Annotated in this window: 11 protein-coding genes; 4 read left to right on the plus strand and 7 right to left on the minus strand. The window is 65.3% G+C overall.

Translation table 11 applies throughout. The features are described from left to right. Window positions 1-17: 17 nt before the first annotated feature. The 5 genes from A5733_RS10205 to A5733_RS10225 form a co-directional block, all read right to left on the minus strand. The gene (locus A5733_RS10205) at window positions 18-8,027 is read right to left on the minus strand and encodes a BTAD domain-containing putative transcriptional regulator (RefSeq protein WP_083666091.1); all 8,010 of its coding nucleotides are present in this window, start codon (window positions 8,025-8,027) and stop codon (window positions 18-20) included. Between the two features lie 123 nt (window positions 8,028-8,150). Then, window positions 8,151-8,774, minus strand: coding sequence for a TIGR03085 family metal-binding protein (locus A5733_RS10210; protein WP_067764658.1), 624 nt, complete (start codon window positions 8,772-8,774; stop codon window positions 8,151-8,153). A 10-nt stretch (window positions 8,775-8,784) separates the two neighbouring features. Next, window positions 8,785-9,339: a hypothetical protein gene (locus A5733_RS10215; protein ID WP_067764655.1), complete on the minus strand. Its 555-nt coding sequence runs from the start codon at window positions 9,337-9,339 to the stop codon at window positions 8,785-8,787. 119 nt (window positions 9,340-9,458) lie between these two features. Further along, a complete protein-coding gene (locus A5733_RS10220) occupies window positions 9,459-9,860 on the minus strand; it encodes a PIN domain-containing protein (RefSeq protein ID WP_067764652.1) in 402 nt (133 codons plus the stop codon). Then, window positions 9,857-10,084 carry a type II toxin-antitoxin system VapB family antitoxin gene (locus A5733_RS10225; protein WP_142253910.1) on the minus strand — a complete coding sequence of 76 codons (228 nt, stop codon included), beginning with the start codon at window positions 10,082-10,084 and terminating at the stop codon, window positions 9,857-9,859. Before A5733_RS10225 ends, A5733_RS10220 begins: the two co-directional genes overlap by 4 nt. Window positions 10,085-10,296: 212 nt before the next feature. Between A5733_RS10225 and dnaK the strand changes: the two genes are divergently transcribed. Genes dnaK through A5733_RS10245 form a run of 4 tightly spaced genes read left to right on the plus strand, consistent with a single transcriptional unit; the run spans window position 10,297 to window position 14,360 of the window. Then, window positions 10,297-12,150 (plus strand): molecular chaperone DnaK, encoded by a 1,854-nt coding sequence (dnaK, locus tag A5733_RS10230; RefSeq protein WP_067764649.1) that lies wholly within the window; start codon window positions 10,297-10,299, stop codon window positions 12,148-12,150. Beyond that, window positions 12,147-12,782, plus strand: coding sequence for a nucleotide exchange factor GrpE (grpE, locus tag A5733_RS10235; RefSeq protein ID WP_067764647.1), 636 nt, complete (start codon window positions 12,147-12,149; stop codon window positions 12,780-12,782). Before dnaK ends, grpE begins: the two co-directional genes overlap by 4 nt. A 37-nt stretch (window positions 12,783-12,819) precedes the next feature. Further along, window positions 12,820-13,986 carry a molecular chaperone DnaJ gene (gene dnaJ, locus A5733_RS10240; protein ID WP_067764645.1) on the plus strand — a complete coding sequence of 389 codons (1,167 nt, stop codon included), beginning with the start codon at window positions 12,820-12,822 and terminating at the stop codon, window positions 13,984-13,986. After that, window positions 13,983-14,360, plus strand: coding sequence for a heat shock protein transcriptional repressor HspR (locus tag A5733_RS10245; RefSeq protein ID WP_067764643.1), 378 nt, complete (start codon window positions 13,983-13,985; stop codon window positions 14,358-14,360). The genes dnaJ and A5733_RS10245 overlap by 4 nt, the downstream gene beginning before the upstream one ends. Here the strand turns inward: A5733_RS10245 and A5733_RS10250 are convergent. Next, window positions 14,357-15,259, minus strand: a complete 903-nt coding sequence (locus A5733_RS10250) for an aldose 1-epimerase (protein WP_076240042.1) — start codon at window positions 15,257-15,259, stop codon at window positions 14,357-14,359. The two genes, A5733_RS10245 and A5733_RS10250, sit on opposite strands and share 4 nt — an antisense overlap. 19 nt (window positions 15,260-15,278) lie before the next feature. Next, a complete protein-coding gene (locus A5733_RS10255; RefSeq protein ID WP_067764638.1) occupies window positions 15,279-16,445 on the minus strand; it encodes an FAD-binding oxidoreductase in 1,167 nt (388 codons plus the stop codon). Window positions 16,446-16,499 lie beyond the last annotated feature (54 nt).

The raw sequence follows: 16,499 nt of genomic DNA on the forward strand, positions 1-16,499 counted from the left end.
CCAGCCTATCGGCGATCTCAAGTGAGCGGCTGCTGAGTGAGTTCGTCGAAGCGAGCGAGCGCGGTATCGAGGTCTGGTTCGTCGAAGACTTCGCCGAGTCTGATTCGGTCGCCTTCGACGGTCAAAACGCAAACGTCCCGCCACTCGGCATCGAAACCCTCTTGAGAGGTTGCTGTCGCCACATGAGTGACGACCACTCCGACGTCACTGAGCCGATGAACCGCCTCGACGTAGATGGTGGCGTGTGTTGTGATGTCCCAGATCGCGCGGAGTGACGCACCCAGACCACCGGCCGCGATAGCGACTGTTCGCCGGTGGTCGACATCCGTCCAATTTGGTGTGGCCGCGGGAAGCTGATGCCGATTCAGCGCAGCGTATGTGCTTATGACCGTCGACCACGTCTGCGCATGGGTCGCGGCCTCACCTGCGAGGTAGCGGGCATCGAGTTCTTTGAGTGCGGCGTCGAAGTCGTCGGAGTCGAAGGTGACGACCGCGGCGATGAGCCCGTGGTCGTCGAGCGCAATGATTTCGAGAATTTCCACATGGAACCCGTCGACCTGCTCATCGCGGTTTGCGTATCGGGAGCGTCTGAGGGCGAGGCGCTCGCCGCGTGTCGCGACGACGGTCGCCGCTGCGTTCCTGACGCCGAGCCCAGCGACTGCGCGGGCGTCTTCGAGGGCGGCATCCCGGCCGCGACGGATTCCGGTGCTGACGATGTGGCGGCGGTCCTCACTGAGCATGTCGTCGGCCAGCATGGTCGCCATCGCATCCAGATCCGGTCCTACAAAACAATTCTGTAAGCGCTCGTACGCGCGGCTCGCCGCGTTGCTCGGCTGTGCCGGGCGGCTGAGTTCGTTTAACCGCGCGAACGCGGCGTCGAGGTCGCTCTCGTCGAAGACTTCCAAGCTGCTGAGCTGCTCGCCATCGACGGTGAGGATGATGACGTCTCGCCACTCGGCATCGAAGCCCTCGTGCGAAGTGCCTTTCAGCACTTGGGTAAAGAGTGCTCCTGACTCACTCAGTCGATGTACGCACTCGATGTAAAGGTTGATGTCCGGTGCGACATCCCATGTCGCATGGATGTACGGGGTGATGTCGCCGGGTTCGAACGCCGTCGCGCGCCGGTGGTCGGTTGTTACCCAGTCCTGCGTCGTCATCAACGGCTCACGGTGGTTGAAAGCCGCGACATTCCGGGCGATGACCGTCCAGGAGCGCGCGTGGTCGACGGATTCGCCAGCGAGGTACCGCGTGTCGAGTTCGGCGATCGCGGCGTCGAAGTCGTCGGGGTCGAAGGTGACGGTAGCTGAAATTCGATTGTCGGAGTCGATCTCGATCACGTGCAGGAGATCGAGGCCGAACTCCTCGGGTGCGCCGCCGCCGAGTGAGAATCGAGCTCGGGCAAGGACGACGCGTTCCCCACGAATCGCGATTGCGGTGGGAGATTGAGTAGCGCCGAGATCGGCTGCTATTCGGAAGTTCTCAACGAAGGATTCCCGGCCGATTTGTGAGCCGGCGCTGGTCACCCTACGACGGTCGTCGAAGCTGATGTCGTCAGTCACCGCCTTCCCCATCGCGTCCCAGTCGCGGGCGGCGAATCGCTCTAGAAAGCGATCGGTCGCTTGGCTTGCCGCGTTTTGCAGCCGCGGCGTGTGCGGGTGCAGCTCCTCGAACCGCGCAAGTGCAGCATCGAGGTCCGTCTCATCGAACATCTCGCAGCGGTTGATCAGGCTGCCGTCGATTGTCAGAAGGTTGATGTACCGCCAGGCCACCTCAATGCCCTCCGGGGAGTTCCCCTGCGCCGTATGGGTGACGACTGCGCCGAGTTTGCACAACCGATGGACAGATTCGATGTGGATGGTGCCGCCAGTCAGTTGGTCCCAGGAAGCCTCGATGCTTGCGACCATTTCACCCGGGGCATACGTCAAAGCGCGCCCTCGCTGGTGGTCGACATTCACCCAGTCCAGCGTCGTCGCGGGGAGTTCGCGTCGGTTGAGTGCAGCGTATGCGCCCGTGATCGCTGACCACGTGTGCGCATACGGAGCTGCTTCACCCGCGAGATATCGAGCCTCAAGTTCAGCAAAGGCAGCGTCGAGGTCGTCGGGGTCGAATGCGATGACGGTCTCGACCAATCCGCCGACGACTTCGGTTACGTTGAGCGATTCTGCGTCGAAACCATCGCGGCCGTGGAGGCTTGCACGGCTGAGGCAGAGACGATTACCCCGGACCGCTAGCGTTGTTGTCGAGATGGTCACCACGCCCAAGTCGGCGACGGCTCGAATATTGCCGAGCGCCTCGGAGCGACCATTGTGCTCTCCGCGGATGCCCCGCCGTCTGTCATCAATCCAGACCTCCTCAGCGAACAGCGGACCGATTTCGTCCCAGCGGCCGACGGCGAACAGGTCATTGATCCGATCGTTGATTTGCGTTGCGCTGTTTTCCAGCGAGGCCTGCTGTGTTCCCGCGAACCTGGTGTACAGACCGTCGAGTTCAGCGAGCGCGGCGTCGATGTCTTCGATGTCGAAGGACATTTGCAGGCTGATGCCACCTTGTGCATCCAGCCCGAACAGATGCAACAGCTCGTCGCGTGGCGCGCCAGGACTCTCATCCGCAGTTCCCAGTATCGAGCGGACCAAGGCCAGGCGTTCACCGCGCACGACGACAAGCACCCGATGGATCTGCACGACGCCGATCCCAAGGAAATTTTGCGCCGCACTTGCCCACTCGCTGGGCGAAATTTCGGTCCGTGTGAAGCCAACTATCTTTCGCCGGCCCTCGAGCGTGATTCTGGGAGCGAACACCTGATCCAACTCGTCCCAGGCCTCACGGGCCGCACTGTCGTCCAACCGGCGGATTGCCCGCACACAGGCGCTATCTGACCTGGTCCCGCTTTCCGATGTGGCATCGAAATGCGCCTGAAGGCGCCGGGGCACTTGGTCCTTCGAGTGTTGCACTTCGAAACACGCATACTGCGCGTCAAGTTCGGCAAGCGCATCTTCCATGTCGTCGACGTCGAACCATATTTGCAGGGCGATTCGGCCGCCCTCATCGATGCCGTACACCTGGAGCAGTTCGTCGCGCGGTGCGCCGGGGCTTTCATCGACAGTGCCCAAGGCGACCCGTGCGAGAGCCAGGCGTTCTCCTCGTACGGCGACAACGGCATGGTTCGCCCGCATGATCCCGTTCTCGAGGTCGCACCTTGTCTGGTGCACGACGTCCCGTGGTGAGAATTCGGTCCGGTCGAAGCCGATGAGTTTGCGCCGACTCTCGATAAAGCCTTCGGGAGCGAACATCTGCTCGAATTCGTCCCACGCCCCGGCCTCGATCGCGGCCGCAGCACGTTCGCTCACCCGTGTGCAGGCGGTATCGGGATAGCGCAACACTTCGCATCGCGTATGCTGCGATGCGAGTTCGGCTGTCGCAGCAACGATGTCGTCGCCGTCGAAGAAAATGACAAGTTTGATCCGACCTTCGTCGTCGAGACCCTGTAGCTCGAGGAGCTCATCCTGAGGTGCGCCGGGGCTCCCATCGTCGGTGGCTATCGTCAGCCGGAAGAGCGCCAGTTTCTCCCCTCGCGTGGCGATGATCGCAATGTGGTGCCGCTCGGCGCCAATCCCGCGGAGGTGTGTCACCTCCTGTGTCCATTCTCCCGACGAGAACTCGGTGCGGGGGAATCCGACGACCTTGCGGCGACTCTCGACGGTGACGTTCGCCGCGAACATCTGCTCGTACTCCGCCCATGCCTCGCGATCGAGTGCGGCACTGAGCCAATAGAGCGCACGCACGCACGCACTGTCCAGCTTGACGTTCGGCGATTCCAGCGATGCTCGTGGACGTACCTCCGATCGGGCGTACTGCGCGTCGAGTTCGGTGAGCGCGGCGTCGATGTCTTCGAGGTCGAACCATATTTGCAGCGCGATTCGGCCCTCTTCATCGAGGCCAAGCAACTGGAGCATCTCGTCCTGCGGCGCCCCGGGGCTGATGTCCGTAGTGCCCGCTTCCAGGCGGGTAAGCGCAAGACGTTCGCCCCGCACAGCTATAACAGTGCGACGGTGCCGTACCACGCCCATTCCACGAAGGAAACGTCTTGCTTCGTCTGCGAATTCGTCCGGTCGCCAGTCCACCCGGGGGAAGCCGACTATCTTCCGGCGGCTCTGGATGGAGCCGATCGGCGCGTACTTCTGCTCGACTTCATCCCAAGCTTCGCGGGCGATAGCGTCATCGAGTTGGAGGATCGCTCGCACGCAGGCGGTGTCCAGTTCGATGGCACGAGCTTCGGGAGTGGCTGGCAAATTGGGGAGCGCCGCCGTGCCGAACAGGGCGCGCGCCCTTTCGACAAGTGCCCCAGCACCTTTACGCTCGTACAGGTCGGCAGCTCGGTCCGCAGCGGCCCGTGCACCAGCACCATCGCCTGCGAAGCTCAACACCGTCGCCAGCGCGAGGCACGCATCACCGTGATCGACCAGCGCGTCGGTCCGTTCGGCAATGGCAACGGCCTCTTCGGCGATGCGTCTCGCTCCATCGTGATCCCCACTACCGGAAAGCAGCTGTGCACGAACCGTGCGCCAGGCGATGGCCGCCTTCAAGCCATGCCCCGTGAGCCGCTCACTCTCCAGACACAGTTCGTCAGCCTCGACGCCTCGGTCCAGCAATAGGCAGGCACGCGCCAACAGCGCGGCCACCTCCGCCGTATCGGCATCCAGGCGCATGCGACGGAAACCGTTGTAGGCCAGACGAAGATGCTCTTCGGCGGCAGCCGCGTCGTCAAGCACCAACTCGACGATGCCGGCGAAGTGCTCGACCTCGAGAAGGGCGTGGCGCAAACCCAGCTCAGTGACGGTGCGGCGCGCCGACTCGATCATTCGCCGGGCCGCGGCGGCCCGGCCGCGGAACGCCTCCAAGACCGCCTGGCATCGCGTCGACGTCGCTTCGACCGCAGGCGAATCGGTCGTGATCCGCAGGAGGCGCACCACGTCGAGGCACCGTCCACCCGCACGCGGAACCGGATTGGGCCCCCACAACGCAGCCAGCGGGGCGCCGGCCAGTACCGCGTTCACCAAACGATGCTCACGCGCATGTCGAGCCGCGGTAAGCGCATTGTCCAAAGCGAGCTCGCAGTCGGCGACACGTCCGAGGCGGGCGAGACACCCAGCGCGGACCGTATGAGCCTTGGCTTCCCCTGCAGCATCGCCCAATTCAGCCAACACTGCAGCGGCTGCACTCACCGCGGCTTCGATCTCGTCCAAGCGTTCGGGGTCGACGAGCATCGAGAGCTGACCATCGAAACACGTCGCCCATGCTGCAAGACGCGCTGAATCCCGAGTGCCCTCTTTCAGTTGCGATACCGCACCCGCGGCTGTGGAGACATCACCCGCGGCCAGCAGCGCCTCGCACCGAGCGACCAGGAGTTCAACTCGCTGGTCGTCGCGGTCGGGCAACTCGTCGTCCAGTTCTTCCAGTGCGTGCAGGGCATGGTCGTAGAGTTCGGCGGCGCCTTCGTATGCCAGTCGCGCCATGGCTTGGTCACCGGCGCGGCGGCAGTACTTGATGGCCTTGAGCGCGTTTCCCGCCCAAGCACATTCGAAGTAATGGTGGGCCAGCTCAGCCAGCAGTTCGTCGTCGGCCCCTGGCATCGTCTCCAGCGTCGTGGCGATCCGCTGGTGCAGCCGCATGCGCCGCATGGAAGCCAGTTCAGCGAGCAATGATTGCCGGACGATGGCATGGTTGAAGCGGTAGCGTCCACCGGCCTCCTCAATGAGGATGCCCGCCTGGCAAGCCTCGTCGAACGCGTCGACGAGATCCTGGCCGACCACCTGCTCGACCAGGTCAAGGGTGAACTGGCTGCCGACCACCGCGGCCGCGGCCAGTGCTTTGTTCGTTTCGAGCGGGAGCCGGGAAAGTCTGCGGCTCACCGCTTCCCGAACACCCTGCGGCAGGGTGCTCGGGTCCCAGTGCCCACCGCTTTCGTCCACATGGCGCAACGCCTCGATGAGGAAGAACGGGTTGCCCCCGGTGACCGATGCCAAGGCGCGGGCCAACTCTTCGTCGTCGTATCCGGCTTCGGCGACGTACGCACTGACGTCGTCCTCGTCGAGGCCGCCCAGGGCAATGCGGTTGGCGCTGCCGTCACGGTGGAGGTCGGCGAGCATCGCCGCCAGCGGGTGGGAGCGATCGAGGTCCGTACTGCGGTAAGTGCCGACGATCTGCACGCGAGCGTGCTCGCCGAAACGCAGCAGGTGGCGGAGCAGCAGCAGGGTGGGTTTTGCCGCCCAGTGCAGGTCGTCGAGTACCAGGACGATGGGCGCTTCCACCGAGGCGACTCCGAGCAGTGCCACGACGGCGTCGAACAGTGCATAGCGTTCGGTGTCTGGGTCGCCGTGCGGGGATGCAACGAGATCGGGGAGAACCTCTGTCAAACCGGGAACCAGCGGCAGCAATGCCTCGACTCCGCGCATGGTGCGCAGCCGATCGGAGCCGATACAGGGCACGAGTGTGCGCAGGGCTTCGGCGAACGGTTGGTACGGCGCACCGAGATCCTCGTCGGACCGGCCGTACAGCACCACCGCACCCTGTTCATACGCTTGCCGGCACCATTCTCCGGCCAGGCGGGTCTTGCCCACGCCCGGTTCGCCCGCGATCAGGACCGCGCGGGTGCCACCGGTGAGGGCCGACTGCCAGGCGGTGAGAAGCTCAGCCAGCTCCCGGCCACGCCCGACGAACGGACCGGGTCCGCCGAGCACTGCCGGCATCATCGGCCGCTCGATGGGGGAATCAGCTGTCGGCGGCGGACTTTCGTCGGTCTGGAGGCGCAGCTCGAAGATGTGCTCGGGCCGTGCCAGGTTCTTCAACTGACGCATGCCCAGGTCGACGAGCGCGACGTCGTCGGACAAGGAGTCGATGACCAACTCGGCGGTCGCGCCCGAACACAGGATCTGGCCACCCGAGGCCTGCGATCGCAACCGGGCGGCGCGGTTGACCGCGCGACCGAAGTAGTCGCCGTCCCGAAGCTCGGCCTCTCCGGTGTGCAGGGAAATGCGGATACGCATCGGTTCGGCCAGCGGCCACGGCTCGTGGAAGATCGCGTCCTGCAACTCGATCGCGGCGGCTGCGGCCGCCGACGGGCGGTCGAAGACCGAGAATGTGGCATCACCCTCGCCGCGCGTCTTGATCAGCCGGCCGCCGCGGGAGGTGACGACCTGTTCGACGAGCTCGTCGTGTCGCGCGAGCGCGAGGGCCATGGCGTCGGCATCTGCCTCCCAGGCGGCTGTCGACCCTTCGATGTCGGTCAGTAGGAAGGTCACCGCCCGCGTCACGGACGGAACCTGTTGTGTCGCAGGGGGGTCGAGCTCGGCATCCTGGGCGACGATCGCGGCTTCCAGCCGCCGTAGTTCGGGTCCGGGGTCGACCCCGAGCTCATCGGCCAGCAGGGACCGGGCCCGGCGATAGGCGCCGAGCGCCTCACCTTGTCTGCCGGCCCGGTAGAGGGCGAGCATCAGTTGTCCCCAACGTCGCTCGCGCAGCGGTGCATCCGTCACCGCGGCCTCGAGGTCACCGATGATCTCCGCGGCACGGCCAGTCGCAAGAAGCGCATCGGCCCGGTCCTCGACCAGCGCCGCGTTGGCCTCGATCCACCGAGTCTTCTCGGACGCACCCCGCCGACCGTTGGGGAGTTCCGGGACACCACGCCACAGGGTCGCTGCCTCGTCGAACCGCGCCAACGCACCACTTGTGTCGCCGGTACCGAGGGCGTCGTGGCCCGCTCTGGCCAGTCGCTGGTAACGCGGAGCGTCGACCGCGGCTGCACCCAGGCGCCAGCCGGTCCCTTCGGTCAATACGAACCCGTCGCCGAGGGTGTGACGCAGTGCGGAGATGTGGGTCTGCAGGGCTTTGGCCGCCGTGCGTGGCGGATCGTCGCCCCAGAGCAATTCCATGAGTACGTCGGCCGGTACCACCGAACCGCCGTGCAGTCCGAGCATCGTGAGAATGGCGCGCGGCTTTGCGCCCGGTATCACGACGGGCGCACCGTCCATTCGGACCTGAAGAGGTCCCAAAACCCCCAGTTCCACCGATGAAAGCGTACCCACGAGCCAATCGTCGGGGTGACGATTCAACGCACGATCAAGAATGAGTAAAGCCAGGGACTACCTGGCGTTTTACAATCCGCGGTGGGCGGCACGAAGCGCGGCGACGGCGGCGTCGTCTCCCGAGAACGTGACCCGCGCCGGTTCTCGTCCGGCGGCGAACATCAGGAGCTCTCCGGGTTCTCCGGTGACCGTCACTTCAGGTCCGGAGCCGACCGTGGCCAGTGTCTTGCCGTCTGGCGTCCTCAATGCGACCCGGGCGGGGGACTTACCCATGGCCATCCGGGCCATGTTCGACACCTGCTTCGTCAGCGAGGTCACTGTCTCCTGATCGAGAACCCTTGGCTCCCAATCGGGTTGAGCCCGGCGCACATCCTCGTTGTGGATGAACATCTCGGCCACGTTGACCAGCGGGTCCAACAGCTTGAACGGGGAGTACAGCGGAGGGCCTGCGGCGATCTGGTCTACCAATGCGGCCCACTCGGTGCCCTCGGTCAGCTTCCGCTGCACGCGCTCGGTGTAGCCCGCGAGCTGGGGCACCACGATTCCGGGAGCCGCGTCGAGGCGACGCTCGCGGACCACCAGGTGGGCCGCCAAGTCACGCGCGGTCCACCCCTCGCAGAGTGTGGGCGCATCCGGGCCTGCGGCTCGCAGGCTCTCCACCAGTGCGGCACGTTCGCGTCGAGCAACACTCATGCGCCCAACCCTAGAAGGTCCGCACCCCTTCCACAGCGATAACCATCCCGTGGCCGCTGCTGTCATTGCTGATCCGGGTGCCCTCGCTGCTCGCGTCGATCGTCCAGCCCAGCGCGCTGTACTTGCGGTAGTCCAGGGTCACCGCCGGAATATCGCCGAGATTGCCCAGTACCCAGTTGATATTGCCGCCCGGGGTGAGCCTGACCCCGTTGGCTGCCGACCCATCGATCACCGGGGCGTTGGTGAAATCCGACTCGCAGCCGACCTCTTGTGTGGAGAGTTGGCAACGGGTTTTCCCGGATTTGGTCTGGACGAAGACATATCCGTTCTGCGGCTGCAATGGGGTTGCCCCCGACGGAAGCGCCGTCGACGGGCCACTCGGCGGCACCCCGGCCTTGCTGCTCGACGGGGGAACCGGAATCACCCGGGTGGGGCGCGCAGTGGGGAAATCGGGTTCGGTCAACGATTGCGAGCCGGTGCGCGGCGTGCCCTCGATACTCGACTGACAGCCGCTGAGCAGGACGCCTGCCGCCAGCAGGGCGCCGGTGAATCGCCAGGCCTTCATCGCGACAAGGCTACGCATCCGACGTGGTCAGAGCCGGTTATGACGCGCCGAGCCGCGCAGTCGAGACAGTCTCGGGATATTCCCAGCGTTCGGGACGGCGCTACTGCGTCGACGGGTCGTCACCCAGACGTGATGTCACGCACCATCAGTTCGGGGCGGACGCCGGCAATTCGGGTGTAGTCCCGATCGTGATGGAGGACCCCGGCGCTGTGCGCCAACGCGGTTTCGGCGATGAACAGGTCCGGAATGGCGGTGCGATGCCACATCCCGTGGTGGTGAGCGAGGTCGCGTTGTAACCGGCGCACACGGTCGAAGATGTCGGGCGGCGCCGGTAACACGGCGAAAGCTCCGCGCACGGAGGTCCGTTGTCGCTCATAGTCGGCGGCCGACCGTGCCGAGTAGAGCCACTCCAACTCACCGATTTCGCACAGCGCCAGATCGGCGAGGTCGATCTCCGCAGGAGGTGTGACGCCGTTCAGCAGGCGAATATGAGCACTCTTGTCCAGTACCCACAGCGTCATCGCCAGGCCTCGTCGGACTCAAGCAGATCCATGTCGATGGCATCACGTGCGGTGTCGAAGTGTGCGGACACCCGTGCTCGCCTGGCGTCGCGTTCTCGATCGGCCGCTTCGATCAGGGTCCGTAACCCCTCCTCGACGGTCGATCGCACCGTGGTGCCGGTGATGCGCTGTGCGGCCTTGACCAAGTCCTCATCGAGCTCGATGGTCGTCCTCTTCACGGGCATACATACATATTATTTCCCTCGATGTACATATTCGAGCTGCCGAGGAATATTCGTCGGCTCAGCGGGAACAAACCCCCGGAAGCCTGCGTTGACCACATCGACAGCAAGTTGAGTGACAGTGACTCAAGTCTGGGTTGACAATCTGGGCTTCCCAGGAGCAGGCTTGAGCGCAGTCCGCTCAGACCCCTATATGTCTATCAGGAGGCAACACCATGGCTCGTGCGGTCGGTATCGACCTCGGGACCACCAACTCATGCGTGGCGGTCCTGGAAGGCGGCGACCCCGTCGTCGTCGCGAACTCTGAGGGCTCCCGGACCACCCCGTCCGTCGTCGCATTCGCGCGCAACGGCGAGGTGCTGGTCGGCCAGCCCGCCAAGAACCAGGCGGTGACCAACGTCGACCGGACCATCCGTTCGGTCAAGCGTCACATGGGCAGCGACTGGACCGTCGAGATCGACGGCAAGAACTACACGGCGCAGGAGATCAGCGCCCGTGTGCTGCAGAAACTCAAGCGCGACGCGGAGGCCTACCTCGGTGAGGACATCACCGACGCGGTCATCACCGTGCCCGCCTACTTCAACGACGCCCAGCGTCAGGCCACGAAGGAAGCCGGCCAGATCGCCGGCATGAACGTGCTGCGCATCGTCAACGAGCCCACCGCGGCCGCCCTGGCCTACGGTCTCGACAAGGGCAGCAAGGAACAGACCATCCTGGTCTTCGACCTCGGTGGCGGCACGTTCGACGTCTCGCTGCTCGAGATCGGCGACGGCGTCGTCGAGGTGCGTGCCACCTCCGGTGACAACCACCTCGGTGGTGACGACTGGGACGACCGGATCGTCGAATGGCTGGTCGACAAGTTCAAGTCCACCAGCGGCATCGACCTGACCAAGGACAAGATGGCCATGCAGCGGCTGCGTGAAGCCGCCGAGAAGGCCAAGATCGAACTGAGCTCCTCGCAGAGCACCTCGATCAACCTGCCCTACATCACCGTCGACGCCGACAAGAACCCGTTGTTCCTCGACGAGCAGCTGACCCGTGCCGAGTTCCAGAGGATCACCCAGGATCTGCTGGACCGCACCCGTCAGCCGTTCCAGTCGGTGATCAAGGACGCCGGCATCTCGGTTTCCGAGATCGACCACGTGGTGCTCGTCGGTGGCTCGACCCGTATGCCCGCCGTCACCGACCTGGTCAAGGAACTGACCGGTGGCAAGGAGCCCAACAAGGGCGTCAACCCCGACGAGGTCGTCGCCGTGGGCGCCGCGCTGCAGGCCGGTGTGCTCAAGGGCGAGGTGAAAGACGTTCTGCTGCTTGACGTCACCCCGCTGTCCCTCGGTATCGAAACCAAGGGTGGCGTGATGACCAAGCTGATCGAGCGCAACACCACCATCCCGACCAAGCGGTCGGAGACCTTCACCACCGCCGACGACAACCAGCCGTCGGTGCAGATCCAGGTCTTCCAGGGTGAGCGTGAAATCGCTTCGCACAACAAGCTGCTCGGCTCCTTCGAGCTGACCGGTATCCCGCCGGCCCCGCGCGGCGTGCCGCAGATCGAGGTCACCTTCGACATCGACGCCAACGGCATCGTGCACGTCACCGCCAAGGACAAGGGCACCGGCAAGGAAAACACGATCAAGATCCAGGAAGGCTCCGGCCTGTCCAAGGAAGAGATCGACCGGATGATCAAGGACGCCGAGGCACACGCCGAGGAGGACAAGAAGCGTCGCGAAGAGGCCGACGTCCGCAACCAGGCCGAGTCGCTGGTCTACCAGACGGAGAAGTTCGTCAAGGAACAGCGTGAGGCCGAGGGTGGCTCGAAGGTCCCCGAAGAGACGCTGTCCAAGGTCGACGGCGCGATCGCCGAGGCCAAGTCGGCGCTGGAAGGCACCGACATCTCCGCGATCAAGGACGCCATGGAGAAGCTCGGTGTCGAGTCCCAGGGTCTGGGTCAGGCGATCTACGAGGCCACGCAGGCCGAGCAGGCCGCCGGTGGATCCGACGCCGGGGCAGCTGCTGATGACAACGTGGTGGACGCCGAAGTCGTCGACGATGACCGGGAGAACAAGTGACGCAACCTCAAAACGGCGGCGACGATCCGCAGGAGCCGGTGACCATCACCGACAAACGGCGCATCGATCCCGATACCGGTGAGGTACGCGACCAGGCGCCGGCCCCCAGCGGGCCGGCGTCGGCCGCATCGCCTACCGGAGAGTCGGCGAGCGACAGCGACGAGGTGGCCGAACTCAAGTCGACCCTGCAGCGCGTCAAGGCCGAATACGACAACTACCGCAAGCGGGCACTGCGCGACCAGCAGGTCACCGCAGACCGGGCGAAGGCCGGCGTCATCACCCAACTCCTGGGCATCCTCGACGACCTCGACCGGGCCCGCGCCCACGGCGACCTGGAATCCGGTCCGCTCAAGTCGGTTGCCGACAAGCTCGTCAGTGTCCTTGAAGGACAAGGGCTTTCCGCGTTCGGTGAAGAGGGCGACGAATTCGACCCGTCGTTGCACGAGGCCGTGCAGCACGAGGGTGAAGGCACTCATCCCGTGGTCGGGACCGTGATGCGCCGGGGTTACCGCATCGGCGAGCAGGTGGTCCGCCACGCCATGGTGGGCGTGGTCGACACCGTCGCCGATGCCGACGGCGGTGCGGATAACGCTGACGCCGCCGGTGATCAGGCCGCAGAATCAGACAACTAGATACAACGACTAGAGAGAAGAGGTAAGGAGGTGGCGCATGGCCCAACGCGAGTGGGTCGAGAAGGACTTCTACAAAGAACTTGGCGTCTCCTCTGACGCCAGCGCCGACGAGATCAAGAAGGCCTACCGGAAGCTGGCCTCTGAACTGCATCCCGACCGCAATCCCGATGCGGGAGCGGCCGAGCGGTTCAAGGCGGTTTCCGAGGCGAACAGCGTCCTGTCGGACCCCGCGAAGCGCAAGGAGTATGACGAGACCCGCCGGTTGTTCGCCGGTGGCGGGCGCCGGTTCAACCCGGGTGGGAACTTCGGTGGCGGGTTCGGTTCCGACGGAGCCGAATTCAACCTGGGAGACCTGTTCGACGCGGCCGGCCAGAGCGGCGGCGCCAACATCGGTGACCTCTTCGGCGGGCTGTTCGGCCGTGGCGCCCAACCACGGCCGAGCCGGCCCCGCCGAGGCAACGACCTGGAAACCGAGACCGAGCTGTCGTTCCTGGAAGCCACCAAGGGCGTGGCCATGCCACTGCGGCTGACCAGCCCGGCGCCCTGCACCAACTGCCACGGCAGTGGTGCGCGGCCGGGCACCAGCCCCAAAGTGTGCCCGAACTGCAACGGCTCCGGTGTGGTCAACCGCAACCAGGGTGCATTCGGGTTCTCCGAGCCCTGTACCGAATGCCGGGGCAGCGGCTCGATCATCGAGCACCCCTGCGAGGAGTGCAAGGGCACCGGCGTCACCACCCGGACCCGCACCATCAACGTGCGGATCCCTCCCGGTGTGGAGGACGGCCAGCGCATTCGGCTGGCCGGCCAGGGCGAGGCCGGGTTACGGGGCGCCCCCTCGGGCGACCTCTACGTCACCGTGCATGTGCGCCCGGACAAGGTGTTCGGACGTGACGGCGACGACCTGACGGTCAGCGTCCCGGTCAGCTTCCACGAATTGGCGCTGGGTACAACGCTTTCCGTTCCCACGCTGGATGGCAAGGTCGGCGTGCGGGTGCCCAAGGGCACCTCCGACGGCCGCATCCTGCGGGTGCGCGGGCGCGGTGTGCCGAAACGCTCCGGGGGACACGGTGACCTGCTGGTCACGGTGAAGGTCGCCGTGCCGCCGAACCTGGAAGGTGAAGCGGCCGAGGCGTTGGAGGCCTACGCGAAAGCCGAACGGGACAGCGGGTTCGATCCGCGGGCTGGTTGGGCGGGCAATTTATGAGCCAGCGTAAGGAGGAAGCCCGTACGTTCCTGATCTCGGTGGCCGCCGAGCTGGCCGGTATGCACGCGCAAACCCTGCGCACCTATGACCGGCTCGGCCTCGTCAGCCCGCAACGCAGTTCCGGAGGTGGGCGACGTTACTCAGAACGCGACGTTGATCTGCTCCGCGAGGTGCAGCGGCTGTCGCAGGACGAGGGCGTCAACCTGGCCGGTATCAAACGCATCATCGAACTCACTAATCAGGTGGATGCGTTGCGCACCAGGGTGTCTGAGTTGACCCAGCAGGTCGAGCGGCTCACCACCGATCAGCGCCGCGATGTTTCGGCGGCGTCGAAAGCGGTGGTCCTGTGGCAGCCCCGACGGGGCGCACGTTAGCCGACCTTGATCGAAAAGATGGCCGTCTCCGGTTTTCCGGGGGCGGCCATCCTGTAATTGCCTTGGCGCAGTGCGTCAGTGGGTGCCGTCATCGGCTCGATCCCCACCACGGCATCGTTGCCCGGTGCGAACAGCTGGGCGGCGGTGTAGCCCTTGTCGAAGGTGGCCTCGATCCGATGCTGACCGCCCGAGAGTGCGAACACCGCGCCCGCGTCGACCTCATCGAATCCGTCGTCGAGTTCGGTGTCGCCCAATTGTGTTGTCCCACCCGACCACTCCCGGAATTCACTGGTGGGAAGCCCACGGTCGTCCACCAGTCGGTGCCGCATGGCGGGGGAGTGCAGGTCCCAATCTTTCCGGGGCACACCGGGAATCGTCAGATACGGGTGGTAGCCGTAACAGAGCGGCACCGGTTGCGTCCCGGTGGCCGTTACCGTCGTCGACACCGTGAGGATCCGGTCGGCCAATGACGCCGTCATCGTCAAACGATGCGGGAAGGGGAACGTCGCCAGTAGTGTCGGCTCAGTAGCCCAGTCCAGGGACGCCACCAGTGAGTTCTCGGACCGTTCGATCACCTGCCAGTCCGGATAGGCTGCGAGCACACCGTGGATGGGTGCGCCGTGCGGATCAGCACGCACCCCGTCAGCCCCCGGAGTGAGCTGAACCTCAGTGTCTCCGACGCGATATTCGTTGCCGCTCAATCGGTTTGCCCACGGATAGAGGATCGGGATGCCCATGGTCTTGCCGTCAGAGACGTAGGCCTGAAGGCCGCGCCGCTGGCCCAGGTACTCGATATCGCCGTCGGCCAGCGAGCTGCACACCATCCCGGCGCCCGGAACGTAGGTGGCCGTCAGCGATGACGAGGGATCCTGCAGGATGACTGGGTGAAGGTCGGCCATGGCGCCAGTCTGGCACGCGTCAGCGCGTCAGCGGGTCGTGCTGGATGCGGTCGGCGGGCGCACCCCGCTCGATCAGGGCGGATTTGGTGGCGGTGACCATCTCGGGACCACCGCAGATGAGAATTTGGCGGTCACCCCAGTTGCCGTATCTGGTCACCACCTCCGCCAAGGTTCCGGTTTGACGCACGTGCAGGCCGCGCGGGGGCTGCACGTCGGGATACTGCCCGGCCCATGGGGGATCGGTGCTGTACTCCGACACCGGCGTCACCGACAACCAGGGGTTGGTCGAGGCGATGTGCCACAGGGTTTTCAGGTCGTACAGATCGCACGGGTAGCGGCCACCGAAGAACAGGTGCACGCGCGGGTTCTCACCGTGCAGCGTCATGTCCATGATGATGTTGCGCAGCGGGGCCAGGCCTGTGCTGCCGGCCACCATCAGCACGTCTTCGCCGTCACGGTCCACGTGTAGCCCGCCATGGGGGCTGGACAGCCGCCAGCGGTCCCCGATCCGGGTTTCGGCGACGATGGCCGTGCTCACCATGCCGCCGGTGACCGAGCGGACGTGGAACTCGATGGCCCCCGAGCGGTCCGAGGGGATGGCGGGGCTCAGATAGCGCCATCGCCGTGGCCATTGCGGCACCTGGACGGTGACGTACTGGCCGGGGTGATAGAACAGCGCCTGGTCGAGCTGGAGCCGGATCACCGAGACATCGCGGGTCACCCGGTGATGTTCGATGACGGTGCCGTCGCAGTAGGCGGGGGAATCCTCGGCGTCGGCCGCTCCCCGCATCACCCCGATGAACAGGGCCACCGCGTCGTGGGCGGCTTCGGCGAGCCGGTCGTCCCACTCGGTCTCCAGGTGATCGCGCAGTGCGTTGTACAGCGCATCCTGCATCGAGTCGTAATGGCTCTGCATCACGCCGTATTTGCGGTGGTCTCGGCCCAGCTGGGCCAGGAATGCCACCGGCTCCTCGGCGCGCTGGGCGATCAGCTCACCGAACAACCAGGTCAGGGCGCGGCCGAAGACCTCGCGCTGGCTGGTCATGTCGGGAGGGAACAGGTCCCTGGCCGAGAGGTCGGTGGCAAACCACCGGGTATAGAAGTCGAGGATCAGGGTGTGCGAGCCGTGCGCAGGGTCGACGGCGCGCTGCAGTGTCTCCAGTGCTTCACGGTCATCGAGTCCCACGGAGCTGCATCATAGGCGCGGTTCGCGTGGGCCGCCGCAAACCCACGATGACCA

Source organism: Mycobacterium sp. NS-7484 (assembly GCF_001953975.1).
Lineage (GTDB): Bacteria > Actinomycetota > Actinomycetes > Mycobacteriales > Mycobacteriaceae > Mycobacterium.

Coding starts and splice junctions, on each gene's coding strand:
- A5733_RS10205 (WP_083666091.1), bottom strand. CDS start 8,027: ATGGACGGTGCGCCCGTCGTGATACCGGGCGCAAAGCCGCGCGCCATT.
- A5733_RS10220 (WP_067764652.1), bottom strand. CDS start 9,860: ATGACGCTGTGGGTACTGGACAAGAGTGCTCATATTCGCCTGCTGAAC.
- A5733_RS10245 (WP_067764643.1), top strand. CDS start 13,983: ATGAGCCAGCGTAAGGAGGAAGCCCGTACGTTCCTGATCTCGGTGGCC.
- dnaJ (WP_067764645.1), top strand. CDS start 12,820: ATGGCCCAACGCGAGTGGGTCGAGAAGGACTTCTACAAAGAACTTGGC.
- A5733_RS10215 (WP_067764655.1), bottom strand. CDS start 9,339: ATGAAGGCCTGGCGATTCACCGGCGCCCTGCTGGCGGCAGGCGTCCTG.
- A5733_RS10210 (WP_067764658.1), bottom strand. CDS start 8,774: ATGAGTGTTGCTCGACGCGAACGTGCCGCACTGGTGGAGAGCCTGCGA.
- A5733_RS10250 (WP_076240042.1), bottom strand. CDS start 15,259: ATGGCCGACCTTCACCCAGTCATCCTGCAGGATCCCTCGTCATCGCTG.
- A5733_RS10225 (WP_142253910.1), bottom strand. CDS start 10,084: ATGCCCGTGAAGAGGACGACCATCGAGCTCGATGAGGACTTGGTCAAG.
- dnaK (WP_067764649.1), top strand. CDS start 10,297: ATGGCTCGTGCGGTCGGTATCGACCTCGGGACCACCAACTCATGCGTG.